The organism is Mesorhizobium sp. B1-1-1, from assembly GCF_006442955.1.
Classification (GTDB): domain Bacteria; phylum Pseudomonadota; class Alphaproteobacteria; order Rhizobiales; family Rhizobiaceae; genus Mesorhizobium.
In genome coordinates this window covers 150,865-173,556 of sequence record NZ_VFWW01000005.1, presented here as the reverse complement: position 1 = coordinate 173,556, position 22,692 = coordinate 150,865, and the positions used below count along the sequence as shown (strand labels likewise).

The following is a 22,692-nucleotide window of genomic DNA, read 5'->3' as shown; positions in this document are numbered from 1 at the left end:
AACGTCACGCTTCGATGCGACGCCACCTGGGTTTGAACGATACCGTCCGCAGTCCGGCGTCGCGCACGCGATTGACTAATGCGTCGTTGACGAACACCGGGGACGCGCGCATCGGCAGCTTGAAAATTTCGGCGGTGCCGATCTTGTCCGCATCGAATTCGTATCGCTCGATCGCGAGAATGGCGCCGTCATCAAAATAGACGATTCCAGACCGCTCCTCGTCCAGCGCATCGATCACGGTGGTCACGTTGAAAAGCCAGACCTCTTCCCCGCGCAACGGGATCAACTGGCCATAGGGCAGCAGATATGCCTTCAGCGCGTCGACGGCAGGCTTGCGCAAAAGCGGCGCATGCTCGCCAAGCCAAGGGAAGTCCGAATAGAGGGGGTCGCCCTCCGACACGCGGCGCATGACCGGTGGGTCCCGGTTCTCGAGGGGTGTTCCGTCAAGGGAGAAGAAGACCTCGTAGTAGGCCTCGTCGACCGGAAGCACCCATTCCTGGCCCTCGACAACCGCGAATTCGTAAATGGTCGTCATGGGCGGCGTTCCCAAGTTCAGTCCTGCTTCCGCTTCTGCGATCCCATCAAACGCTGGCCTGCCTTCAGAAGCATCAAAGCATATCATCTATGGATATTTTGTCGTGGCCGGGGGGCCCGGCTCGCCCGCGAGTTCGTTCGGCAGCGGCAAACTCGAGCACTGCAAATGTATCCTGCGGGCGAATATCTTGCGCTCCTTTTGCTCGTGCTCCTTGATGGCTGCCGCGAGACCCAATCCGTAAGGGCCAAGGAAGACACCGGTCCCCCAACCGGGATGCTCTTTTTCACGCGCATCATAGTTCGAGGCCTCGACCCGGGCCTGTTGGCATTCCGGCGATATCCATTTCGGGTCTTGCGTCGAAAGCGAGGCCCCATAATCCACCGGAGAGCTCACACATCCAGTTGCCACCGTGGCTAGCACCACCAACACCACAAGTTTCATCCCGGGTCTTCTCCGCGGCATTTTCGAGAGCACAGACCCTCCTTGCTACACGGGGAAGGCCGGCGCAAGGCGGTTGACCCGGCAGGCCATCCGGCCGATAGGTCCGCTAAAAACCTCGAGAACCCCATGACCACACAGCTCCACGATGAGACGACGGCCGAAGCTGAGCCCGTTTCCGATGCCGACGCCGCCTGGCAGGACGACATCCGCGCCGGCGTGCGCCATGTGCGCGACCTGGCCGTGCTGCCGCTGTCGCCGGGCGAACGCGCGGCGGCCCAGGAAGCAGCCTCCGGTCACAAGGTGCGCATCCCCAAATCCTATCTCGACCTGATCGACTGGGAAGACCCCGCCGATCCTATCCGGGCGCAGGTCATCCCGTCTCCCGACGAGCTGGTGACCGGCGAAGGCGAGCTCGACGACCCGATCGGCGACCACGCCTTCAGTCCGGTGCCCAGGCTGACGCATCGCCATGCCGACCGGGTGCTGCTGTTTCCCACCTATCAATGCGCGGTCTATTGCCGCTTCTGCTTCCGCAAGGAGTCCCTGACCTCGATCGGACGTGGCTATACGCGCGAAGCCCTGGAGCCGGCGCTCGCCTATATCGCTTCCCACCCCGAGATCCGCGAGGTGATCCTGACTGGCGGCGACCCGCTCTCGCTGCCCGACAAGGCGCTCAGCGAAATCCGCGCCCGCATCGAGGCGATCGCGCATGTGCGGCTGATGCGCATCCACACCCGCGTGCCGGTCGCGCTGCCTTCGCGCATCACGCCAGGGCTGATCACTGCCTTGCAAGGCCGGCTGATGATCACGGTCGTCACCCATTTCAACCATCCGCGCGAGATCACCGATGCGACCGAGGCGGCCTGCCGCGGCTTGCGGCAGGCGGGTTTCGTGCTGCTCAACCAGAGCGTCCTGCTCAAGGGCGTCAACGACACTGTCGAGGTGCAGGAAGAACTCTGCCGCGAGCTGATGTACCGCCTGGGGGTAAAGCCCTACTACCTCCACCATGGCGACCTCGCGCGCGGCATGGCGCACCGCCGCACCACGATCGCCGAAGGCCAGGCGCTGGTGGCCGCGCTGCGCGCGCGCCTGTCCGGCATCTGCAATCCCATCTACGTGCTCGACCTGCCCGACGGTGGCGGCAAGGTGCCGATCGGGCCGGGTTACGTGGAAGACCGCGACGGCGGCAACTGGCGCATTCGTGGGCAGGATGGAAAGGTGAGGGAATATACAGAAGTGGTGAGCCAGCTCTGAGTCCACATTCCCGGCGGCGTCCGTGCGATCAGGCGTTGTCGCGCCCCGGCATAAATGCATATTGTGAGCGGTTCGCGGTTGCGGAGCATGGGCGGTGGCAGCGGCAGGCAGCAGTCAAGGCGTTGTGTCCCAACGGCAATTCGTCGACACCGGGGTTCAGCACTGCGTGCTGGACACGGCAGGCCTGGCGCCTAGGCAAGCCCTTGCGTTGTGGCAGGAGAATATCGGCCTGCTCTACGACGTTCGCCTGCGCAACGCCGGCGATGACCGGTTTCATTTCCACGCCGATGCCTTTCACTTCGGCGAGATCGTCCTCACCTCGTATGGATGCATCGCGCAAAGCTTCGACCGCTCGCGCGCCCGGATCAGCCGCGACGGCCTCGATCACATCACTGTGCAGGTCTGCCTGCGCGGAAGCCATGGACGGCGCGATGGCGCGTCGGATGAAAAGGCCTCGTCGGGGGACCTGATCGTGGCCGACCTGGCACAGGCCCAGTCGACGGGTACGTCCGATTTCGACAGCCTCAACCTGACCATGCCGCGCCGCCTGCTGGCGCCATTCTTGAAGGCGCCGGACGAGCACAATATGCGCGTCATTTCCGGCAACGCGCCGTTGGCGGCGCTGTTGCGTGGGCATCTTGTGGGCCTCTACGGGGCCGCGCCCGCAATGAGCCGTCAGGACGCCGAGGCGGTGATCGGGCCGACGCTGGAACTCGCCGCCGCAGCCGTGAATTCGGCCGTGGCGGAGGAAAACGCCGCCTCGGTCCACCTGGCGCTGACCAGCGAGATCCGTAGCCACATCGACGCGCATATCCGCAGCCGGCATCTCACCGCCGAGGCCATCGCCGCCATGTTCGGCATTTCCATGCGCAAGCTCTATTACCTCTTCGAGCCTCATGGCGGTCTTTCCAGATATATCCAGGAGGAGAGGCTGCGCCGCTGCCGCGCCGAGCTCGCCGATCCCGGCCGCCGGCACGAAAGCATTGCCGAGATCGCCGGTCGCTATGGTTTCGGTCACCGCAAGAGCTTCGTGCGCGCCTTCCGCCGCTCCTTCGACATGACCCCGCGGGAGATGCGGGCCCATGCCGCCCAGGGGCGCAGCCAGTCCCTCGGCCATGGCGAGAACCGCACCATGTGGCACTGGATCCGCGAACTGCGATAGAGGCGGCGTGCCAGCCGAAAGACAAATGAATCAATGGACAAGCGGTGTCCGATCAGCAGGCATGTGAAGAGCCTTCCCGTGCTTTCCGAGGCGATTTCCCCGATCGGTTGCACCAGCGGCCACATTCCCTGCGCCTCATGCCACATTTGCGCGGAGCCCTCACATAGGTCTTGAAATTCTGCCGCAGCCCGCGCGAAAAGCGGCCGAAGGGCTCACACCACGTCGAGGGCACTGGAGGGGTTCATGGCACTGTCTAGAGCGGAGAGGCAGCAAACGGCGCCCGCCATCGGCGGCACCCCGTGAGGTTCTGAGCGGGGATCGAACGCAGGTGGCCGACCAGGACACCATCATAGTTCTGTCCACGGACGCGATCGCGGCCCGAGAGCGCGAAGCTGCCGTGCGCGAGTTCTATGGCCGCATCTGCATGCGGCTGGACCTTGCGCCGCTTGAACGCGGCGAGTTGCGGCTAAGCGCCTCCACCACCATCCTGCCAGGGGTGAGCGTGGCCCACGGGCAGGTCGCGCCCATGGCTTGGGAACGCACGACCGCGCTCCAGCAGGACGCCAATGACGACCTGGTGGTGTCCTGGATCGCGGGCGGGTGGCGTTTCGATACGGCACGGCACGAGGCGGTTGAGACCTCGCCCGGTGCGCCCTGCATCATGCCGATGGACCGGAGCTGGCGAGCGAGGGCGCAGAACGGCGATTGGACGATCTGCGCGCGATTTGCCCGATCGACGCTCACTCCTCTCCTTCGCCATGTCGGCGATCTCAGGCCGGATGCCATCAATCCCGGCACGCCTGAAGCGCGGCTTCTGCTGGCCTATGTCGAGGCGGTGGCGGGTGGGGCGATCGGCCCCGGTCTGGCGCCGCTGGCCGCCCAGCACATTGCCGATCTGTTCGCCGCGGCGGTCGGCGCCAACCGCGAGGTTGACCAGGTGGTCGCCGGCCGCGGCGTTCGTACCGCCCGCATGCATGCCATCAAGCGTTATATCGAGGAGAACCTGCACCGAGCGCGCCTCTCGGCAGAGACGGCGGGCCGGGGGCTGGGGCTCAGCCCGCGCTACATCAGGCGCCTTTTCGCCGAAGAGGGGCAGGGGTTTTCCGACTATGTCATGCAAAGACGGCTGGAGCGGGTCCACCGGCAGCTCGCCAGCCCGCTTTTTTCAGCAAGGCCGATCGCCGACCTCGCTTTCGAGGCGGGGCTGGTCGAACCCTCGACCTTCTACCGGCAGTTCCGGTCCCGCTATGGCATGACCCCATCGGAGGTGCGCGCCGGCCGCGCGCCGTGAGACGCATGCGGCCGCTCACGCATGGCAAACCCGGTCACCTGTTCCGTCAGTGCCACTTGCCTGTGCCGCCAGTGCGATACGCCTTTATCCCCGGTGCGGGCATGGTCGCGCCGGCGGACGCGGGTGCAACGGCATGCGCGGGAGCGGGGGCGAGCGGCCAGGCCTCCGTGACATCGGAAAGCTGGCCCTGGAGATAAAAATGCGTGCGGCGAGAAGCTTGATACTGGGCATTACGGTTTTCTGCGCAATTCTTCCGACCGAGGTCTTCGCGGCCTACAAATGCATGAATCCGGCAATCTGCAGGGCGGTCTGCGGCAGCGAAACATGCGGCAAGATCGCCGCGCGCGATCCCGACATGAAGGCGCTGGACCTGTCCAAAGGCGCGTCCGGGCAGATCGCCGCTTCCAGCAGCGGGTCTTCGTCCGGGACCAGCTCGAGAAAAACCTACACCTGTTCGAACCCGGCGATCTGCATCGCGGTCTGCGGCAAGAAGACCTGTCCGTAACCAGAACGGACTCGGCGTATCATCAGAGGCGCCGGCGCGCTGCGCCGGCGCCTTTCGTGCGTGCACGCGGTCGGCGTGCCGGAACGCGGCGGCATTCCCAGCCTGGTTCCTCTCGCTAATATTCGTGGGCGAGGACTTCAGTCCTGGCCGCCGAGCCCCTGATTTTTCTCCTTCAAAAGAATCTCATCGCGCCCGGGAATAAAGCGCGGGGCTGCAGGGTCTTCACTGTAGCGGGCCAATCTGACGGCCCGCGCCGAGGAAACGAAACAAGGACCTAGCCAAAATGACCAAGCTCGCTCTCAGCGTGGCTGCCATGATGCTTGCCTCGAGCGCTGCCTTCGCCGGCAGCGATCATGGCGCCAACAACGCCAACCAGCCGGTCGCTCCGGTCGACACCAATGCCACCGGCTCGATCGCCTACACCGCACGCCCCAATGGCGCCGACACCAAGATAAAGACGGGGCCGAGCCAGGGGTCGGTGCAGGACATCATCACCAGGCACAACAACGACAGCCTCTGGGGTCGCTGAATTCATGGGCCGGGCCGGCTCCCGACGGGTACCGGCCTCTCTTCGTCACTCCTTCCAGGACTTTGGCCATTCGCGACTTTAGCCACCACCTCGAACAGGAGATCACCATGTTCACCATGACACGCCGCACAGTGCTTGGCACCGCCGCCGCTGCTGCCGCCTTCGGCCTTGCCGGCAAGCTTGAATTCATCCGTCCGGCCTTCGCGCAAGCTCCGGTCGAGCCCACCGTCGGCTTCTACAGATACAAGGTAGGCGATATCGAGATCACCGCCATCTATGACGGCATCTGGCGCAAGCCGCACGATCCGGCCTTCATCAAGGATGTCTCAGTCGAGGACACCAAGGCAGCACTCGCCAAAGCGGGGCTGACCACCGACTTCATGCCCATCCCGCTCACTGTCGTCGTGCTCAAGATGGGCGGTAGGCTGATCATGATGGATGCCGGCTCGGGTGTCGGCCAGTGGCAGGCCAATGCCACGCATCTGCCGGCCAACATGGCCGCGGCGGGCATCGACTACAAGGCGATCGACACCGTCATGATCTCGCATTTCCACCCCGACCATGTCTGGGGCCTGATGGAAAAGGGCACCAACGCGCCGGTGTTCCCCAATGCCGAGCTCATCGTCAACGCCATCGAATACAAATGGTGGATCGACCCGAGCCGGCTGGCCAAGCTGCCCGAGGGACGCAAGCCGGCGGGCAAGCGCATCGCCGAGAACTTTCCGAAATGGAAGAACTGGAAGCTGGTCGAGGACGGCGCCGAGGTCACGCCCGGCATCCAGATCATCGCCGCGCCCGGCCACACACCAGGCCATTCTGTCTACCTGGCCAACTCCGGCAAGGAGCAGATCATGATCTCGGCCGACACCATGTATGTGCCGGCGCTGCTGGCGCCGCATCCGGAGTGGCAGGGCGCTTACGACCAGGACGGACCGACGGCAATCGCCACGCGCCACAAGATCATCGACCGGGTGATATCGGACAATATCCGCATTTCCGGGTCGCACTTCCCGTTCCCGGGCACCGGCACCTTCGTCAAGGACGGCAAGGCGTACGGATTTACTCCGGTCCAGATCTGAGCACGAGCTTCCAACGCAAGCGAGAAAGACAATGAAACGATCCCTTTTGAGCAGAAACGCCCTGTCGGGCAGACATGCCCTGTTCGGCCTGCTCGGCGCCATTGCCGTGCTCACGGTGCTTCCGGTCGCGACAATCATGCCGGCCTATGCGGTCGACGACATAGAAGGCGCCGACGCGCCGGATCTCACCGGCATCAAGGCCAAGATCGATGCCAAGGACTATTCCGGCGCATTGGCTGAGCTGCGCGATCTGGCGCAGGACACGCAGCAGGCGGACGTCTACAACCTGCTCGGCTTCACGCTGCGCAAGACCGGCGACTTCAAGACCGCGCTCACCTACTACACCAAGGCGCTGGAGCTGAAGCCCGACCACAAGGCCGCCCGCGAATATCTGGGCGAGCTCTATGTCGAGACCGGCGATATGGACAAGGCCAAGGAGCAGCTGGCCTCCCTGGAGAAGCTGTGCCCGGCCGGGTGCGACGAGCTTTCCGACCTGCGGCAGGCCATCGACACCAGGGTGACGAAGTAAGACCTTTCCTCCCCCTCCACGGCGAAGCCGAGACGGAAGGGGGCGTTGGCCCCGAGCTCGCCCCTTCGTCCACCACGGCTGGGCGCTCGTGGCTGGCGCGCTTTGCCGGAGCCGGCATCCTCTCCCTCGCGCCGGCTCCGGCCTTTTCAACATCAGGCGCTTGGCGCCTGCCCGTGCCAAAAAGATCGGAGGCTGACCATGACATTGACCGAACGCTCCGCGAAGCTGCAGGGTCTTGCCGCTAAATACCACCTCGGGGACGTGGGCCTGCTTGCCGGCCGCCTGCTTCTGTCTCTCATCTTTTTGCATGAGGGCGCCACGCTGGCCGCCCATTTCAATGCCGCCGCCAGGGCCATGGCAGCGCTTGGTGTCAACCTGCCGCTGTTTGTCGCCACCGTCGCGTTGCAACTGGGCGCAGGGCTCTCCCTCGCGTCAGGCCTGCTGACGCGGCTTGGCGCCATCGCGCTCGGCCTGTTCTGTTTGGCAACGGCCATGCTGTTCCACACCAATTTCGGCAGCCAGAACGAACTGCTGCATTTCGAAAAGGACCTGGCGATATCGGGCGGCATGTTCGTGCTGGCCGTTGCGGGCGCCGGCAGGGTCTCGCTGGACCGGCTGTTGGCGCTCCATCTGCGGCAGCGCCAGCGCGGCGAGGACATGCCGGCCGCGTTACCCACAGCGGAGAACCAATTGCCAGTGGACGTGAAGCAGCTGGTTTGAACGGCGCCGCCTTCGCATTCGCCCAGCGGAGCGCCGCGCCTATTTCCCGCGCTTTGCTGGAACCAGCCTTGACCCCCCCGCATTGCTTTAGCAGGGGCTCAAGGAGCGCGGCGTGAAAGCATTGTTGGGACTGGTCTGCGGTTTCGTTTTGACCCTTGCGGTGTTCGGTAGCGGTCTAGCCTTCGCCGTCTGGCTAATCACCGCGAACCCACCGCGCCAGGCACCGGCCACCGTCAGTATGGCGGAGCTTTGGACCAAAACGGCGCAGCCGGTGGACAGAACGGCGCAGAATCTCGATCGCCTGCCGGCCGAGCAGCCCGCGCCCGCCAATATCGAGCCCAAGCGCCAGGCCGGGGATACCGACCCCACCGCCACCGGCGCCATCGCGCCCGCCACGGCCGAACTGCCGCAGCCGCATGTCGCCTGGTGCGCGAGCCGCTACCGCTCCTACCGGCCGCAGGACAACAGCTACATGTCCTATAGCGGGCAGCAGCGCCCCTGCATCTCGCCCTATCTCGACGCCGACCGTGCCGCGCCACCCGCCGCCGAGGCCAGCTACGTCGAGGACAACGGCACTGGGCCGGGCGCCTATGCCGCCGCTGGCGATGATGACCATGTCGCCTCCTGCTTCAGCCGCTACCGCTCCTACCGTCCGGAAGACAACAGCTACCAGCCCTATTCCGGCGGGCCGAGGCGGCAATGCCAATAGCGGGCGCTGCGCTTTCCGGCTGCATTCCACGCAAAATTCCACTCCGGCAAGGGTTTTTACCACGCCGCCTACCACGCCCGCACAAACACCACGCCCCTATCAAGCCGCCAACAGCGCAACAACGGACCGAGACGGTCGTGCGCTGAACGACCTGTCACTGCAAGATCCAGTGGGATCGCGGTTGGCCGGTTTCGCCTGAAACAACAAACACGGTCCCATGAACGCGGGCGGGCGGCGCGTTGGGGCCAAATGTCAACTTCAAAAGATGGAAACCGAAATGAAGAAGATCGTATTGACCGTTGCCTCGTTGTTGTTCGCCTCCGGCATGGCTTTTGCTGGCAGCGACCACTTTGGCTCCGACTTCATCCCTGCCGCAAGCAGCTATCCAACCACACATGCGATGATGTCGGGCGGCGCCAAGACGGCTGTCCCGAGCGTCACAAACAGCATCGCTGACAGCGCAATGGGGGCAAACTCGAACTCCGACATGCCTGCACAGGGCTATGGTCAGGGCATCTGGGGACGCTGACAACAAAGCCGGCCGCCATGGCCGGCATCCAGGCGGCGGGCGGACCCGCCGCCTGGATCATTTCGCGCCATGACCGGCTCTGCCCGGCGCGCCTCGTACCATCCCAATCTCCAACGACCCAGCCCGGCGATCACGCAAATTCTTTGGATCGTTCGGAGGCGGGCGGCGTTCAGATGCTACCCAATGGAGGATTTGAGAAATGGGCGACGACCAACGGCATGGGAAAATCCAGGAGCGCGCCTATCGGATCTGGGAGCGCGAAGGCGGCGGCGACCCCGAGCAGCACTGGCACCGGGCCGAGGCAGAGATCGACAGGGAGCTGTCGATGACGGCAGGCAACGCGCCGCCGCGCGAGATCGCCAGCACCGACGTGCTTACGGTCGAGGAATTGGCCATGCGCACCGGCATATCAGGCAAGCAGGCACAGGACCTGATCGACAGGCTGGGCAACGACCGCGCCGCGATCGAACAGGCAGCACTCGGGCTGAAGGGCAAGCGGCGGCGAAATCCCGGTCAGGAAGAGGCCAAATGATCCGCAAACTCAAGGACGGAAAATACCGGCTCTATTCGCGCAAGAAGGATGAGAAGACGGGCAAGCGACGGAACCTGGGGACTTTCGATAGCCGCGAGGCGGCGGAGAAGCATGAGCGCGAGGTGCAGTATTTCAAGCGCCATTGAGGAAATCGACTCGTTGGTCCTTTATTCTCGGCGTTGTCCCTGCCGCTCACAAAATCCGACCCACCAATTGTAGGCTGCATTGGATTTTTGGAACACGAGGCAGATGCCAATCGTGATGCGAAGATGCGGCCCTTGCCCTCGCCACGAGGACAGATAGGGCATATAGTTGAAGGTCGCCGGCTCGGACCTGACAAGCTGGCGGTTGAGAGCGGAGACGTCGCTTTAACTACGGCGCGCTTCTAACTCGGGTTGTTTCACACGCTCTCATAATTGCCCGCCGCGGCCGGCCTCTGCTTTGCGCGATCCCGGTCGCTATTGCATCTATCACTGAAGGAGAACTGAGCTTTTCACTGGAGGAGAAGTCGTCATGCATTACCTTCCCAGACGTGAATTCATCGTTCAAGGCGGGGCAGCCCTCGCAGCGTTGGCGTCCTTTCAATCGCGGATTGCCTCTGCCTTTCCAAGCCGGGCCGGCGAGGAAGTCATCAAATGGTTGGATCAGCTGCCGCCGAACCCGGTTCCGGAAGTCATCAAAAATCAGCTGGTGTGGGAGGATCTCGATTCCTGGGTGACGCCCAACGACAAGTTCTTTTCAATCGCGCATTTCGACCGGCCGGTGATCGACGAAAGCACCTGGAAACTCGAAATCGGCGGCTCCGTTAAAAAGCCGACAACCCTGACGCTCGCCGACATCAAGGCTCGACCGCGCCAGGAAGTCACCTTCACGGTCGAATGTTCGGGCAATACCGGTCTGCCGTTTTTCAATGGCGGCATTGGCAATGCGCGCTGGGCGGGCACGCCGCTCGCGCCGATCCTCAAGGAGGCCGGAGTCCTCGACACTGGTATCGAGGTCGTCTTCTGGGGCACCGATAAAGGGGAAATCAAGCGGGCCGACGACGTCAAGTTCACGCAGAATTTTGCGCGCAGCATGTCACTTGCCGACGCCATGGATCCCAAAAACATCCTTTGCTACGAGATGAATGGGTCCCCCTTGCCTTCTGACAACGGCTTCCCGCTGCGGCTGATTGCGCCGGGATGGTACGGGATCGCGAACGTCAAATGGATCAAGCGCATAGACGTGAACGATCAGCGCTTCGAGAACCGGTTCATGGGACGCGATTATGTCACGCTGCGCGAGGAAGACCACAACGGCGAGACAGTATGGGTGGAAACTTCGGTCGGGCGGGCGAGGCTGAAATCGGCACCGGCCCGGGTCACTCATATCGGCGATGACTACCGGATCGTCGGGGCCGCCTGGGGCGCACCGGTCGACCGGGTCGAGGTGAAGATCGATGACGGGCCATGGATGCCGGCGGCAATCGACGAAACCGACAAGGCGGACTTTGCCTGGAAACTATGGTCCGTCGACTGGCCCAAGCCTTCCGCCGGAGAGCACGCCGTCACCTCGCGCGCGGTTGATACCGGAGGGCAGGTCCAACCCGCAATGGACGATCCCATTATTGCCAAGAAGCATACCTATTGGGAAAGCAACGGTCAGGTGACGCGACGTATCAACATTCACTGACTGGCGGGCAGTCGTATCAAACTGTCTGAGAGCGATGTGCCCCCATGTCTTTGGCATGGGGTCACCCACATCCGACCAGGCGCCGGCCTGAAGCTGGCCAGAGACGATGCGATGACGACTCCATCGCAAACTTGAACGGCTGGCGTTCCTCGCCCTTCGCCGAGCCCGGTGGCCGTCACCGAGCTCGACTTCATGCGCGACGAGGACGGCGCCACGCCGTGACCCAATGGACTAAGGACCAGCTGAAAGGAGTGCCGGAGCACCGCGACTGAAGGGCCCGACCGTGGCCCTTTTCGAAAGGAGAGTGAGATGATCCGAAAGTGCCGGACAAGGGCAATTCGCCGTGCCTGAGGGTGGTAGTGCTTAGTGACTTCGGCCAACCGAGAGTCTAGGCTGGCATCGGTTCTGTCAGCGCGAAGACCGTCACATGCCCCGCTTTCTTGCCGTCTACACCATGAAGCCTGAAGACCTTGCCCGCTTTCGCAGCCTGCCCAAGCCCGAGCAAGATGCGATTGATAGCGTCGGCCTACAGCAGTGGACGGACTGGGAGGAGAGAAATGCCGCATCTTTCCCCGATCGCGGCGGCATGGTCGGGAGGACGACGCGCGTTACCAAGGATGGGGTCGCAGACGCCGTGAACCCTTTCTGCGGCTACATTGTCGTCGAGGCCGATACAATCGATGCCGCCGCCCGCCTGTTCGAAAGCCATCCGCATTTCACCGTTTTCCCGGGAGACGGCGTGGACATCATGCCTTTCGTCACTGACCCTCAATGACTTGAAACTCCGGCTGTCGCTTTCTGATGTCGAAGGCTGTCTGTCAGCTCTCGGGGAACTTTTCCCCCGCGGAACCGATCCTGGCGGTTCGCGTCAGATTCAGGTTGAGAGCACGCTGACTTCCTGAAGTCCCCAAAACGTTTCCGGCCCCTTTGAGTTCTCGGGGAGGGATCGTTGGGGCGGCGCTGATCAAGCTGGTCGCGCCTCTTCGACGTTGCGCGCGCTCCAATGGCGCCAGATGACGGGAATGGTCAGAACCAGGCCGAGTAGGGACGAATAGAGTTCGGGCGCCACCAGAAGCAGGGCGGCCAAGACCAGCAACACGTTTTCCCATGGCCGGGTGCGCACGAGCAGGTAGCGCGAGAGGGCGGCCCCCAGGCAGGTGATGCCGAGCACGCAGCCAAAGAAAGCCAGGAAGAAGTTCGGCCAGGTGAAATCTTTCGTCACCAGCAGAAGCGACGGCGAGAAGACAAAGACAAAGGGCACCAGCGCCTTGCCGAGCCCGAGCCGAAAGGCAGTGTTGCCGGTCTTGAATGGATCAGCTCCCGCCATGCCGGCGGCAGCGTAGGCAGCCAGCGCAACCGGCGGCGTGATGTCAGCCAGCAGGCCATAATAGAAGACGAAGAAGTGGGCGACGATCGGCTCGGTGCCGAGCATCACCAGCGCCGGCGCGGCAATCGTCACCATGATGATGTAGTTCGCCGTCGTCGGGATGCCGCAACCCATCAGGATGCAAACCACGCCGGTCATGATCAGCGTGAACAAAAGGGTCAGCCCGTGCATCGAGAAGATCGCCTCGGGGATAAAGGTGCCGAACAGCAGCGACAGATGGCCTGCCGTCGAAGTGACGATGTAGGACAGCTTGAAGCCGACGCCGGTCAGGGTGACGACGCCGACGACGATGCCGACCGTGGCGGCGGCAGCGCCGACGGCGAGCGCATACTTGGCGCCGTCGCGCAGGCACACCACGATGTCGGCGACAGACATGCGCCGGCGCGGGTTAAACAGGCCGACCAGGATGCACAGGGTAATGCCCCAGAAGGCAGCCATGTAAGGCGTATAACCCGCAAGAAGCACGCCGATCAGGACGACGAGAGGGATGATGGTCGGCCAGTCCCGTTTCAATGCCTCGACCACGTCGGGCATCTCGTCCGGCCGCAGGCCGCGCAAGCCGGTGCGCTTGGCCTCGAAATGCACCTGCATGAACACGCCGAAGAAGTGCATGAAGGCCGGCACTATCGCTGCCAGGATGATGGTCGTGTAGGGCAGTTCGAGGAACTCGATCATCAGGAAGGCGGCGGCTCCCATGATCGGCGGCGTCACCTGCCCGCCGGTGGAGGAAGCCGCCTCCACCGCGGCGGCGAAATGCTTCTTGTAGCCGAGCCGGATCATCGCCGGGATGGTAAGCGAGCCGACGGTGACGGTGTTGGCGACCGACGAGCCAGAGATCATGCCAAACAGGGCCGAGCCGAAGATCGATACCTTGGCCGGACCACCGGCGTAGCGGCCGGCGACCCATGCCGCGCAGTCGAGAAAGAGCTGGCCGAGACCGATGCGGGTGGCGAAGACGCCAAACAGGACGAAGTGGAAAACGTAGGTGGCGACGACGCCGAGCGCGATGCCGTAGATGCCTTGCGTCGTCAGGTAGAGGTGGTCGACGAGCTGGGAGACGGACGCGCCGGGATGCACCAGGATGCTCGGCATATAGGGGCCGAACAGCGCATAAGCCATGAAGAGGATGGCGATGATGGGCAGCGGGATGCCGACGGACCGGCGCGTCGCTTCCAGCAGGAGCAGAATGAGGGTCAGCCCGAGCACCACGTCCGTCGTCGTGGGGTTGCCGACGCGGAAGGCAAGATCGTCGAGCGGGATCATCGGCACGTGCAGGACCGCTATCACCGCGGCAAGCGCCAGCAGCCAGTCGAAAACCGGTATGCCGAGCGGCCGCAGAAAGCTGGATTGGGCGGGCTGGTCGTAGCCCTTCTTCACCAGAGGGAAGACGAGGAAGATCAGCGACAGCACCATCGACAGGTGGATGCCCCGGTGCAGCATCTCCTGCAGCAAGCCGAATCCAGCCGTGTAATAGTGAAACAGCGACAAGGCCACCAGGAGGAAGCCGACCAGCCAGCCGGCGGCCCGGGTCAGCGGCCGGAACCGGATCTCGGAGTCGAATTTCTCCTCCAGTTCGCGAGCCTTTTCCTCGTCGAACTCCATGCCGGAAAGCCTGATTTTGTCGTCGTCGCTCATAGTCGGTTCCGTATCCTGAATCCCCAGACAAACGAGGCGGAAAGCACGCCTTCCGCCTCGTTGTCGCCAGTCTGTTGATGGCCTCTTATTTCAGGGCGCCGACTTCCTTGTAGAATTTCTCCGCGCCCGGATGGAACGGAATGCCGGCGCTGGTGACCGCGTTCTGGAGCGTGATCAGCTTGCCCTTGGCATGACCAGCCTGCAGCGCCTTCTGGGTCTCGTCGCTGTAGAGCGACTTGACGATCTTGTAGATGAGGTCATCGGTCTGCTTGGCGCTGGTCACCCATTGCGCGGCGACCGAAATGGTCTTGGTCTCGCCGACATTCTTGTAGGTGCCCGCGGGCACGATGTCGGTCGAGAAGAACTTCTGTTCGGACAGGAGCTTGTCGGCCTCGGGGCCGGTGATCGGCACCAGCGTGATGTTGTTGGTGCTGGCAAGCTCGACGATGGCACCGGTCGGATAGCCGCCAACGAAGAAATAGGCGTCCATGGCGCCGTCTTGCAGGCGCTCGCCGGCCGGGCCGGGCTTGAGATATTCGGGCTTTACGTCCTTCTCCGTTAGACCGTAGGCGCCGAGCACCAGGCGCGCATCAACGATGGTGCCGGAACCCGGCTCGTCGAGGGAGACGCGCTTGCCCTTCAGATCCGCCACCGTCTTGATGCCGGCGTCGGCGCGCGCGACCAGATGGATGGTTTCAGGATAGAGCGTCGCAATGAGGCGCAGATCCTCTACCTTGGGCTTGCCCTCGTAGAGGCCGGTGCCCGAATGCGCCCAGTAGGCGACATCGGATTGCGTGAAGCCCGATTCGGAAGCGCCCGACTGGATGGCGCTGATGTTGGCCACCGAACCGTTGGAGGACGTGGCGCTGGCAACCAGGCCCTCGACGCCGGCCGGCCCCGTCGCCGAGATCGCGTTGGCGATCAGCCCGCCCACCGGATAGTAGGTGCCGGACGTGCCGCCGGTGCCGATACGGAAAAAAGCCTGCTGCGCGCGCGCCGGCGAAAACCCTGCCGCGGCCAGCGCCAAAGTGCCCGCGCCGACGGAAAAGACGCGACGGTTGATCGAAACAGTCATACTACCTCCCGGTCAAAGATCGGCAGGATGTTGCATCAACCCAAGGATTGTCAACCTGCGCGCGCCTTTCGGAGAGGATCGGTCGTCGCTGGCGGTGGCTCCCCCGCTGTTGCCGTCATGGCGCATTTTGAGATCTAGCTTGTCGATTGAACGGCGGCAATCCGCTTGCTGACGCGGCGCTATCAACACATTCCGCGTGTTGTCAGCCGGCATCCGCAACTGGCGGTTAGCCGACCCTCCAATTTCTGGCGGCTTCCAAGGTGCCAGCCGTCTTTATTAACCGTTTGTTAACCATTCGGCCGGCACCCTTTAACCATTGAGTAAGGATTCGCCAGCCGTGACCTTTGCCGCTCCCCTGGAGACCAAATCCATTCGCTTTCGCGCCCGTTCGTTCGTCGCTTTCACGCTGACGCCGGAGGCGCCGATCGGTGCTTGGTTGGAGGGGCTGGATCATTGGATCGGCAATTCGCCGGGCTATTTCTCAGGGCGGCCGGTGGTGCTCGATCTCAATGCGCTGAAGCCTGCGGCCGACGAGATCGCGGCGCTGGTCGCTTCGCTCGGCACGCGTGGCATCCGGGTCTATGCCATCGAGCTCGAAGGGGCCTCGCTCGGGCCCGAGCTGCCGCCGCTGCTGGCCGGCGCCAAGGAGGCCACTTCAGATGGCCTGCTGGCGCAGCCCGGCCGCGGCAAGGCAGGCGTGGCGGAGGAGGCCCCCAAAACGGAAGCGGTGTCTTCGGAACGCGGCAAGGAGACGGGCGAGCCCGACGAGGGCAAGGCCGAGGCTGGAAAGGTCAAGGCGGCCAAGGCAGAACAGCAAGCCGGCGCGGCGGAGCCGGTGTCGGCCGGAACGCTGATGGTCAAGTCGCCCCTCCGCTCGGGCCAGTCGATCTTTCATCCGCATGGGGATGTCATCGTGCTTGGATCGGTCGCTTCCGGTTCCGAGATCATCGCGGCGGGCTCGATCCATGTCTACGGCACGCTGCGCGGCCGCGCCATCGCTGGCTCGGAAGGCAATATTTCGGCGCGCATCTTCTGCCGCAGGAACGAGGCCGAACTGCTCGCCATCGACGGCTGGTACACCACGGCGGAGGACATGGAAGGCGCCTCGCGCGGCAAGCCGGTGCAGGCCTTCCTCGAAGACGGCGTGCTGCGCGTCGTGCCGCTGAACTAGGGCGCCGGGATGAAAACGCCGAACCAGTTCTCGTCTTGCTCGATCGCGAACAGGACGCTCAGGTCCGCAAGGTTGGGACCGGTTTCGCGTGGGATGATGGCAGGTTCCAACAATAGCCGTGCGACGCACGGAGCGATAACAAACGACAACATCAGGCGACGGAGGCTTTTTTCATGGGCAAGGTAGTGGTGGTCACCTCAGGCAAGGGAGGTGTCGGCAAGACGACCTCGACGGCCGCATTGGGGGCCGCGGTCGCCAGGACCGGCAAGAAAGTGGCGCTGGTCGATTTCGACGTCGGCCTGCGCAATCTCGACCTGATCATGGGCGCCGAACGGCGCGTGGTGTTCGACCTCGTCAATGTCATCCAGGGCACGGCCAAGCTGTCGCAGGCGCTGATCCGCGACAAGCGCGTCGACACGCTGTTCCTGCTGCCGGCCTCGCAGACGCGCGACAAGGACGCGCTGACCGAAGAAGGCGTCGGCGAGGTGATCGAGAAGCTGCGCTCGGTGTTCGACTATGTGTTCTGCGACAGCCCGGCCGGCATCGAACGCGGCGCGCAGCTCGCCATGCGCTTCGCCGACGAGGCGGTCATCGTCACCAATCCGGAAGTGTCGTCGGTGCGCGATTCCGACCGCATCATCGGCCTGCTCGACGCCCGCACCATGCGCGCCGAACAGGGCGAGCAGATCGCCAAGCACGTGCTGGTGACGCGTTACGATGCCGGCCGCGCGGCTCGCGGGGAGATGCTGTCCATCGACGACGTGCTGGAAATCCTGTCGGTGCCGCTGCTCGGCATCATACCGGAGAGCCAGGATGTGCTCAGGGCCTCCAACCTCGGTTCGCCGGTGACGCTGAGCGATCCGCTGAACGCCGCCGCCAAAGCCTATATCGAAGCGGCGCGGCGGCTGGAAGGCGAAGACCTGCCGGTCGTGGTTCCCTTCGAGCGCAAGGGCTTCCTCGACAGGCTGCTCGGAAGGAGGGCGGCATGAACATTCTCGACCTCTTCAAGCGGCGCTCCAGCGCGCCCGTGGCGCGTGAGCGGCTGCAGGTGCTGCTCGCCTACGAACGGCGCAGCCGTGGCCAGCCCGATCTCGTCTCCGTGCTGCGCGAGGAGATCATGGCCGTCATCGCCAAGCACGTGCAGATCGACCAGGACTATCTGCAAATCTCGATGGACCGCGGCGAGACCATGTCGACGCTGGAAATCGACATCCAGATCCCCAACAAAAGCGCCGTGCCGCTGGCCATGGCGGGCTGACTTTTACCCTCCCCTTGTGGGGAGGGTCGCTGCAAGCAGCGGGCGGAGTTGGCGCGGCGCTACAGGACGAGCATCCTCCAGCGCCAGCGCCCTCAGTCCTACCTTCCACGAGGGAAGTAGGAGCCAGGATTTCCCGCATTCAGATTCCACCCAGAAATCGGGTGCGTCAATTCTGCAAAAAGACGGCCGTGGCATTGGTTGCCCGCCGCATTGCAACCCCAAATGTCCAACTTTACGCTCCCCCTAATGGGGGGCTTCCCCTGCGCAATCAGTGGATGTAAGCATACATATTAGCCAATTATTGAATACTGAATTGGGTATGCGTAAAGGGCATTCGTTATGAATTTCAAGGGTCTGATCAAGCGTGCCGAAGACGTAGATGATGCACTCCAGGAGCTGCAGGCCGATCTGGCGGACGCTCTGGATGCCAGCCTCGATACCGAATACGACGCGCCGCCGGACAGCGGCTATATCCCAGATTCCGCGCCAGGAGCCGAGGCCTCGGCACCTGAGGCCAATGCGGCAGATGCGGATGGCGCGGATAATCCGGACGGCGCGGGCAACGCCGACGCCACCGAAACCACGCCACGACTGACGCCCCATACCCAGACCCGGATGGCGGCGCTGAGTGCCTTCGAAGGGATGTTCCACGACGCCAGGGATTATCTGGACGAGATCAACGGCAAATTGTCGGAGATCGCTACCTCACACCATTTGACGCGCGAATTCCTCAACATCCTCCACACCGATATTCTTCGCGCCAACGAGCTGGAGCTCGCAAATGGCGACCTGGTCGCGGAACAAAGAACGCTGTCGGAAAAGCTGCACGACACGGCAAGAAAGCTGCGCGAGCGTGAAAGCGCCTGCGAATTGCTGCAACAGCGCGAGACAAGCCTGGTCCAGGACAGGGAGGCGCTTCGCGCAGCGCTCGCAGCGGCCAGGCTGGAACTTGCCGAGACGGCCAATGCGAGCGCAAAACGCGACGCGGAGTTCGGCGACATCGCCAAGCGGCTGACGGCCAGGGCGGTCGAGGCCAACAGGCGCCTGCGCGAGAGCAAGATGCTGCGGGAAAAACATGTCAGCCTGTCGATCGAGCTCGACAAGGCGCTGAAGCGGGAAACCCAGACGCGGCACAGGCTCGACGAGCTCTCGACGATCCATGCCAGCGAAGCAGCGCGGCTTGCCGAACTGCTGACCGCGCTCGGCAAGAGCGAGAAGGAGGAGATGCGGCTCCAGAAGTCACTCGAGACCGCGCAGGCGAAGCTGTCGGAAATGACCGAAGCGGCCAGCATGATGGAAGGCGACAGGCAAGCTGAACTCGCCCGCAGCCAGACGGAAATGCGCGGATTGCGTTCCGAGATCCAGGACCTGCAATCACGGCTGGAGCGGGCCTCGCACGAGAACAGCGAGGCCACAGCCGAGATCGCCAGGCTCAAGACCGACTTGAACGACACGCTGGCCGAAAAGAAAATCGCCGATCAAAGGTTGTCCTCGCTCACCGACGAGAACGAAAACGACAAGACGAGCCTTTCGAAAGCGAACGCCAATCTTTCGCAGCTTGCGCTGCAACAAGCATCGGAACAGATACAGCTGGATGTCCAGAGGCAGGAATGCGAGGACCTCAAAGCTGAAATCGCGTCGCTCAATGCGCGGATCAAGGAATTGCTGCCTTACGAGCGGCTTCACAAGGCCACCAACGGCAGATCGCGCGAGGCCGACGTGGTCGACATCGCCGCCGTTGTGGCGGAGAAAGCCCGTGGAACGGGCAGGCGGCGCATCCGCAGGAACCTCCGCGCCACGCCGTAGCTCATTTCGCCGGCATGGCCGCAGGTCCCGCTGCGGGGCAGCGTTCCGCGCCCGCTGCCTCAACGCGATCGCACGCCGCCGCCGCGGCGCAAATCTCTGAACTGAGCGAGCGGAAGGCTGTCTTGGCCGTCAAGACGGCGCCAACCCATCTGCTCGGCTGCGACGCGTTAGCCGCAGCAAGGTTGGGGTCCGGCCGAAGGTCCGCAGCAGGCCTTGGCTTTCCTCTCCTCCTCCAGCCAGCGGTCGCGCGGCTTGCAGCTTGCCGGCCGCGGCGAAAGCTCGACATGCACCGCATCACCCGCGAGCCGGGGGAGCGCGGCGCGGTAGAGCTGCATCGGGCGCACGCCGTCGCTGACTTCGAAAGTGAGCTTGGCGGAATGCTCGAGCCCGACATGCTCTGTCACCTTGCGGATGATCGCCGAGAATTTCCCGGCCGGCATATGCGTGCGGTCCTCCTCGACGTCCCAGAGCTGCACGAAGATCTCGGCCCAGGATTCCGGGTTTGCACCGCAGTCCAGCGCAGCGAACTGGCCGGCTTTCACTTCGGTGACGTGGTAGCCAGGCCGCACCGGCCGGCCGTCGTACAAGAACACCAGCGGCCGGTCCTTGTAGCCCGCGAGAAACTCCAGCAGGCCAGCGATGGTGATGTCGTCGGGATCAACGACGTCAGCGGGTTCAAATTCCCGATTGTCAGAAACGAGCATGTGCGGTAATCCTTGTTTCAACGTTTTTAGGATTGTTGAAATATGGATGAACGTCAAGCCCTTTCCGCCTTTGCGGCTCTTTCGCAAGAAACGCGCCTGCGCATCCTGCGGCATCTGGTGATCGCCGGTCCCGACGGGATTGCCGCGGGCGCCATCGCCGAAAAAGTCGAGGTCTCGGCCTCGAATGTGAGCTTCCACCTGAAGGAGCTCGAGCGGGCAGGGCTGATCAGCGTGCGGCGCGATTCGCGCTCCATGGTCTACAGCGCCGAATATGACACGTTGAGCGGCCTCATCCGTTTCCTGATGGAGGATTGCTGCTCCGGCCGGCTGGAGATCCGCGCTTCGGCGTTGGCTCCAGACTGCTGCGCCGCCGATGTGAAGGGACCGGTTCAGTGATCGTCGCGCCGACAGCCCGGGCGATCGTCCCGACCGCGCCGCATCAGCAATCCGAAATCCAACCTCTTGCCGTCGAGGCCAAGCCATGACCGCTACGATCTACCACAATCCCGACTGCGGCACCTCGCGCAACACGCTTGCCATGATCCAGGCGAGCGGCGAGAAGCCTGACATCATCGAGTATCTGAAACATCCGCCCAGCCGGGACCGCTTGCGCCAGCTTGTCGCCGCCATGGGAATTCCGGCGCGCGCCCTGCTGCGCGAAAAGGGTACGCCCTATGCCGAACTCGGCCTGGGTGACGCCAAATGGACCGATGAACAGCTGATCGACGCCATGCTGAGGCATCCGATCCTGATCAACCGGCCGATCGTCGAGACGCCCAAGGGGACGCGGCTGTGCCGTCCGTCCGAGCTCGTGCTCGATCTGCTCGACCATCCGGTGGTCCGCTTCACCAAGGAAGATGGCGAGGTAGTGAACCATGACCGTGGTATCACGTGATCGAAGCCTTTCCGATCTCGAAGTCCCGGAGCGCTCGCCGCTGGCCGCCATTGCCGCCCTCGGCGTCACCCAGATCATCGGCTACGGCACGCTGTACTACAGTTTCAGCATTCTCGCCGCCGATATGGCCAGGGATCTGGGCTGGCCGACCGAATGGATTTTCGGCGCGCTCTCGGCGGCTCTGCTGGTTGGCGGGCTGACGGCGCCCTGGCTCGGAAACTGGATCGACCGCTTCGGCGCCGGCAAGATCATGACCGTCGGCTCGATCCTTGCCGCGGCTGCGCTCGCCGCCTGTGCCTACGCGCCGGCGGCCGGGGCCTTCGTGGCGGCGCTGATCGTGCTGGAAGTGGCATCGAACCTGGTCCAGTACGGCGCCGCTTTCGCGCTCCTTGTGCAGATAAGGCCGCGTGCAGCGCAACGCAGCATCACCTATCTCACCCTCATCGCCGGCTTCGCATCGACCGTGTTCTGGCCGATCACCTCGGCCCTGCACGCGCAGATGTCATGGCGAACCGTCTATCTCGTCTTCGCGGGGCTGAACCTGCTCGTCTGCCTGCCGCTGCACGCCTGGCTCTCGCACGGCCTGGCCAAGAGCAGGCGCTCGGCGACCGAGCCGCCACGGCATGTCCAGGGATCGCTTCCGGCCTCGGCGCGGCCGCTCGGCTTCGCGTTGATGGTCATCGCCTTCTCGCTGCAGAACCTGCTTGGCGCCGCTGTCCTGGTGCATATGGTGCCGCTGCTTTCCGGACTTGGCCTCGGGGCGACCGCCGCCATTGTCGGAACGCTGTTCGGGCCGTCACAAGTGTTGAGCCGCTTCATCAACATGATCTTCGGTATCAACCTGCCGCCATTGACGCTGGCCATCATCTCGGCCGGCCTGATGACGAGCGGGGTCGTCGTGCTGAACTGCACGGCGCCTTCCGTCGCAGGCGCGATGGTTTTCGCCGTCGTCTTCGGCATGGGCAACGGGCTTTTCAGCATCGTCATCGGCGCCCTGCCGCTGACATTGTTCGGCAGTGTGGACTATGGCCGGCTGCAGGGGCGCGTCACATCGGCCCGGCTGCTCGTTTCCGCCGTTGCGCCCTTTGCGCTGGCCTTCGCCATCGTCCATGTCGGCATTGCCTTGTCGCTGGCGGCGATGGCATTTCTGGGCGGTGCCGCGCTGCTGGTCCTGACGTCGATCATGAGACTGCCGAACGCGCGCAACGGCCGCGTCTGAGGGCGGCCGGCTCGTCCGGCCCTTTCTTGCCCCATCGAGATGCCGGTCCTGCCTCA

Annotated in this window: 26 protein-coding genes and 1 pseudogene; 22 read left to right on the top strand and 5 right to left on the bottom strand. The window is 63.7% G+C overall.

Features of this window, described 5'->3' with window-relative positions:
- Positions 1–4: 4 nt before the first annotated feature.
- Both FJ986_RS11635 and FJ986_RS11630 read right to left on the bottom strand, forming a co-directional pair.
- Positions 5–550: a DUF1629 domain-containing protein gene (locus tag FJ986_RS11635; protein ID WP_246681795.1), complete on the bottom strand. Its 546-nt coding sequence runs from the start codon at positions 548–550 to the stop codon at positions 5–7.
- Positions 551–622: 72 nt separating this feature from the next.
- Positions 623–976, bottom strand: a complete 354-nt coding sequence (locus FJ986_RS11630) for a hypothetical protein (RefSeq protein WP_140674329.1) — start codon at positions 974–976, stop codon at positions 623–625.
- 126 nt (positions 977–1,102) lie between these two features.
- Between FJ986_RS11630 and FJ986_RS11625 the strand changes: the two genes are divergently transcribed.
- The 15 genes and pseudogenes from FJ986_RS11625 (at position 1,103) to FJ986_RS11555 (ending at position 12,261) form a co-directional block, all read left to right on the top strand.
- On the top strand, positions 1,103–2,230 hold the full coding sequence (locus tag FJ986_RS11625; protein ID WP_140499021.1) for a KamA family radical SAM protein: 1,128 nt from the start codon (positions 1,103–1,105) through the stop codon (positions 2,228–2,230).
- A gap of 124 nt (positions 2,231–2,354) precedes the next feature.
- Positions 2,355–3,392 carry a helix-turn-helix domain-containing protein gene (locus FJ986_RS11620; RefSeq protein WP_181181870.1) on the top strand — a complete coding sequence of 346 codons (1,038 nt, stop codon included), beginning with the start codon at positions 2,355–2,357 and terminating at the stop codon, positions 3,390–3,392.
- Positions 3,393–3,720: 328 nt separating this feature from the next.
- The gene (locus FJ986_RS11615) at positions 3,721–4,683 is read left to right on the top strand and encodes an AraC family transcriptional regulator (RefSeq protein ID WP_140674325.1); all 963 of its coding nucleotides are present in this window, start codon (positions 3,721–3,723) and stop codon (positions 4,681–4,683) included.
- Positions 4,684–4,882: 199 nt separating this feature from the next.
- Positions 4,883–5,188: a hypothetical protein gene (locus FJ986_RS11610; RefSeq protein WP_140499015.1), complete on the top strand. Its 306-nt coding sequence runs from the start codon at positions 4,883–4,885 to the stop codon at positions 5,186–5,188.
- Positions 5,189–5,471: 283 nt separating this feature from the next.
- The gene (locus tag FJ986_RS11605) at positions 5,472–5,717 is read left to right on the top strand and encodes a DUF680 domain-containing protein (protein ID WP_140499012.1); all 246 of its coding nucleotides are present in this window, start codon (positions 5,472–5,474) and stop codon (positions 5,715–5,717) included.
- Positions 5,718–5,824: 107 nt separating this feature from the next.
- Entirely contained in the window at positions 5,825–6,796 is a 972-nt protein-coding gene (locus FJ986_RS11600; protein ID WP_140674323.1) for an MBL fold metallo-hydrolase, read from the top strand.
- A gap of 31 nt (positions 6,797–6,827) precedes the next feature.
- Complete coding sequence (locus FJ986_RS11595; protein WP_140674321.1) at positions 6,828–7,325, top strand: tetratricopeptide repeat protein; 498 nt, start codon at positions 6,828–6,830, stop codon at positions 7,323–7,325.
- A 198-nt stretch (positions 7,326–7,523) separates the two neighbouring features.
- Entirely contained in the window at positions 7,524–8,045 is a 522-nt protein-coding gene (locus FJ986_RS11590; RefSeq protein WP_140582477.1) for a DoxX family protein, read from the top strand.
- Between the two features lie 112 nt (positions 8,046–8,157).
- Positions 8,158–8,754, top strand: a complete 597-nt coding sequence (locus tag FJ986_RS11585; RefSeq protein WP_140582474.1) for a BA14K family protein — start codon at positions 8,158–8,160, stop codon at positions 8,752–8,754.
- A gap of 277 nt (positions 8,755–9,031) precedes the next feature.
- The gene (locus tag FJ986_RS11580; RefSeq protein ID WP_140499001.1) at positions 9,032–9,283 is read left to right on the top strand and encodes a hypothetical protein; all 252 of its coding nucleotides are present in this window, start codon (positions 9,032–9,034) and stop codon (positions 9,281–9,283) included.
- Positions 9,284–9,482: 199 nt separating this feature from the next.
- Positions 9,483–9,815, top strand: coding sequence for a DUF2934 domain-containing protein (locus FJ986_RS11575; RefSeq protein WP_140674319.1), 333 nt, complete (start codon positions 9,483–9,485; stop codon positions 9,813–9,815).
- Entirely contained in the window at positions 9,812–9,961 is a 150-nt protein-coding gene (locus tag FJ986_RS11570) for a hypothetical protein (protein ID WP_127204769.1), read from the top strand. Before FJ986_RS11575 ends, FJ986_RS11570 begins: the two co-directional genes overlap by 4 nt.
- Positions 9,962–10,328: 367 nt before the next feature.
- Positions 10,329–11,486: a sulfite oxidase gene (locus tag FJ986_RS11565; RefSeq protein WP_140674317.1), complete on the top strand. Its 1,158-nt coding sequence runs from the start codon at positions 10,329–10,331 to the stop codon at positions 11,484–11,486.
- A 165-nt stretch (positions 11,487–11,651) separates the two neighbouring features.
- A pseudogene (locus FJ986_RS30760) lies at positions 11,652–11,758 on the top strand (PRC-barrel domain containing protein); the annotation flags it as partial.
- A 155-nt stretch (positions 11,759–11,913) separates the two neighbouring features.
- The gene (locus FJ986_RS11555; RefSeq protein WP_140500147.1) at positions 11,914–12,261 is read left to right on the top strand and encodes a hypothetical protein; all 348 of its coding nucleotides are present in this window, start codon (positions 11,914–11,916) and stop codon (positions 12,259–12,261) included.
- Positions 12,262–12,450: 189 nt separating this feature from the next.
- On the opposite strand, the gene FJ986_RS11550 is transcribed toward FJ986_RS11555, so the two are convergent.
- Complete coding sequence (locus FJ986_RS11550; RefSeq protein ID WP_140674316.1) at positions 12,451–14,508, bottom strand: TRAP transporter permease; 2,058 nt, start codon at positions 14,506–14,508, stop codon at positions 12,451–12,453.
- Positions 14,509–14,593: 85 nt separating this feature from the next.
- Positions 14,594–15,583 (bottom strand): TAXI family TRAP transporter solute-binding subunit, encoded by a 990-nt coding sequence (locus tag FJ986_RS11545; protein WP_140500143.1) that lies wholly within the window; start codon positions 15,581–15,583, stop codon positions 14,594–14,596.
- Positions 15,584–15,920: 337 nt separating this feature from the next.
- Here FJ986_RS11545 and minC point away from each other — a divergent pair, with 337 nt between their 5' ends.
- The 4 genes from minC to FJ986_RS11525 all read left to right on the top strand — a co-directional run bounded on the left by minC (position 15,921) and on the right by FJ986_RS11525 (position 19,818).
- Complete coding sequence (gene minC / locus FJ986_RS11540; RefSeq protein ID WP_140657640.1) at positions 15,921–16,754, top strand: septum site-determining protein MinC; 834 nt, start codon at positions 15,921–15,923, stop codon at positions 16,752–16,754.
- Between the two features lie 173 nt (positions 16,755–16,927).
- Entirely contained in the window at positions 16,928–17,743 is an 816-nt protein-coding gene (minD, locus tag FJ986_RS11535; protein WP_140500139.1) for a septum site-determining protein MinD, read from the top strand.
- The gene (gene minE / locus FJ986_RS11530; RefSeq protein WP_140500137.1) at positions 17,740–18,012 is read left to right on the top strand and encodes a cell division topological specificity factor MinE; all 273 of its coding nucleotides are present in this window, start codon (positions 17,740–17,742) and stop codon (positions 18,010–18,012) included. The genes minD and minE overlap by 4 nt, the downstream gene beginning before the upstream one ends.
- A 339-nt stretch (positions 18,013–18,351) precedes the next feature.
- Positions 18,352–19,818 (top strand): hypothetical protein, encoded by a 1,467-nt coding sequence (locus FJ986_RS11525; protein WP_140674314.1) that lies wholly within the window; start codon positions 18,352–18,354, stop codon positions 19,816–19,818.
- A 167-nt stretch (positions 19,819–19,985) separates the two neighbouring features.
- Here the strand turns inward: FJ986_RS11525 and FJ986_RS11520 are convergent, their stop codons facing one another.
- Positions 19,986–20,522, bottom strand: coding sequence for a DUF6428 family protein (locus FJ986_RS11520; RefSeq protein ID WP_140674476.1), 537 nt, complete (start codon positions 20,520–20,522; stop codon positions 19,986–19,988).
- A 42-nt stretch (positions 20,523–20,564) separates the two neighbouring features.
- Between FJ986_RS11520 and FJ986_RS11515 the strand changes: the two genes are divergently transcribed.
- The 3 genes from FJ986_RS11515 (at position 20,565) to arsK (ending at position 22,636) form a co-directional block, all read left to right on the top strand.
- A complete protein-coding gene (locus FJ986_RS11515; RefSeq protein ID WP_140663668.1) occupies positions 20,565–20,918 on the top strand; it encodes a metalloregulator ArsR/SmtB family transcription factor in 354 nt (117 codons plus the stop codon).
- Between the two features lie 85 nt (positions 20,919–21,003).
- Positions 21,004–21,417, top strand: a complete 414-nt coding sequence (gene arsC / locus FJ986_RS11510) for an arsenate reductase (glutaredoxin) (protein WP_140663670.1) — start codon at positions 21,004–21,006, stop codon at positions 21,415–21,417.
- Positions 21,398–22,636 carry an arsenite efflux MFS transporter ArsK gene (arsK, locus tag FJ986_RS11505; RefSeq protein ID WP_140674313.1) on the top strand — a complete coding sequence of 413 codons (1,239 nt, stop codon included), beginning with the start codon at positions 21,398–21,400 and terminating at the stop codon, positions 22,634–22,636. The genes arsC and arsK overlap by 20 nt, the downstream gene beginning before the upstream one ends.
- Positions 22,637–22,692 lie beyond the last annotated feature (56 nt).

Coding starts and splice junctions, on each gene's coding strand:
- FJ986_RS11630 (WP_140674329.1), bottom strand. CDS start 976: ATGAAACTTGTGGTGTTGGTGGTGCTAGCCACGGTGGCAACTGGATGT.
- arsC (WP_140663670.1), top strand. CDS start 21,004: ATGACCGCTACGATCTACCACAATCCCGACTGCGGCACCTCGCGCAAC.
- FJ986_RS11520 (WP_140674476.1), bottom strand. CDS start 20,522: ATGCTCGTTTCTGACAATCGGGAATTTGAACCCGCTGACGTCGTTGAT.
- FJ986_RS11545 (WP_140500143.1), bottom strand. CDS start 15,583: ATGACTGTTTCGATCAACCGTCGCGTCTTTTCCGTCGGCGCGGGCACT.
- FJ986_RS11575 (WP_140674319.1), top strand. CDS start 9,483: ATGGGCGACGACCAACGGCATGGGAAAATCCAGGAGCGCGCCTATCGG.
- minD (WP_140500139.1), top strand. CDS start 16,928: ATGGGCAAGGTAGTGGTGGTCACCTCAGGCAAGGGAGGTGTCGGCAAG.
- minE (WP_140500137.1), top strand. CDS start 17,740: ATGAACATTCTCGACCTCTTCAAGCGGCGCTCCAGCGCGCCCGTGGCG.
- FJ986_RS11525 (WP_140674314.1), top strand. CDS start 18,352: ATGAATTTCAAGGGTCTGATCAAGCGTGCCGAAGACGTAGATGATGCA.
- FJ986_RS11550 (WP_140674316.1), bottom strand. CDS start 14,508: ATGAGCGACGACGACAAAATCAGGCTTTCCGGCATGGAGTTCGACGAG.
- FJ986_RS11555 (WP_140500147.1), top strand. CDS start 11,914: ATGCCCCGCTTTCTTGCCGTCTACACCATGAAGCCTGAAGACCTTGCC.
- FJ986_RS11580 (WP_140499001.1), top strand. CDS start 9,032: ATGAAGAAGATCGTATTGACCGTTGCCTCGTTGTTGTTCGCCTCCGGC.
- arsK (WP_140674313.1), top strand. CDS start 21,398: ATGACCGTGGTATCACGTGATCGAAGCCTTTCCGATCTCGAAGTCCCG.
- FJ986_RS11590 (WP_140582477.1), top strand. CDS start 7,524: ATGACATTGACCGAACGCTCCGCGAAGCTGCAGGGTCTTGCCGCTAAA.
- FJ986_RS11610 (WP_140499015.1), top strand. CDS start 4,883: ATGCGTGCGGCGAGAAGCTTGATACTGGGCATTACGGTTTTCTGCGCA.
- FJ986_RS11570 (WP_127204769.1), top strand. CDS start 9,812: ATGATCCGCAAACTCAAGGACGGAAAATACCGGCTCTATTCGCGCAAG.
- FJ986_RS11605 (WP_140499012.1), top strand. CDS start 5,472: ATGACCAAGCTCGCTCTCAGCGTGGCTGCCATGATGCTTGCCTCGAGC.
- FJ986_RS11625 (WP_140499021.1), top strand. CDS start 1,103: ATGACCACACAGCTCCACGATGAGACGACGGCCGAAGCTGAGCCCGTT.
- FJ986_RS11565 (WP_140674317.1), top strand. CDS start 10,329: ATGCATTACCTTCCCAGACGTGAATTCATCGTTCAAGGCGGGGCAGCC.
- FJ986_RS11515 (WP_140663668.1), top strand. CDS start 20,565: ATGGATGAACGTCAAGCCCTTTCCGCCTTTGCGGCTCTTTCGCAAGAA.
- FJ986_RS11600 (WP_140674323.1), top strand. CDS start 5,825: ATGTTCACCATGACACGCCGCACAGTGCTTGGCACCGCCGCCGCTGCT.
- FJ986_RS11595 (WP_140674321.1), top strand. CDS start 6,828: ATGAAACGATCCCTTTTGAGCAGAAACGCCCTGTCGGGCAGACATGCC.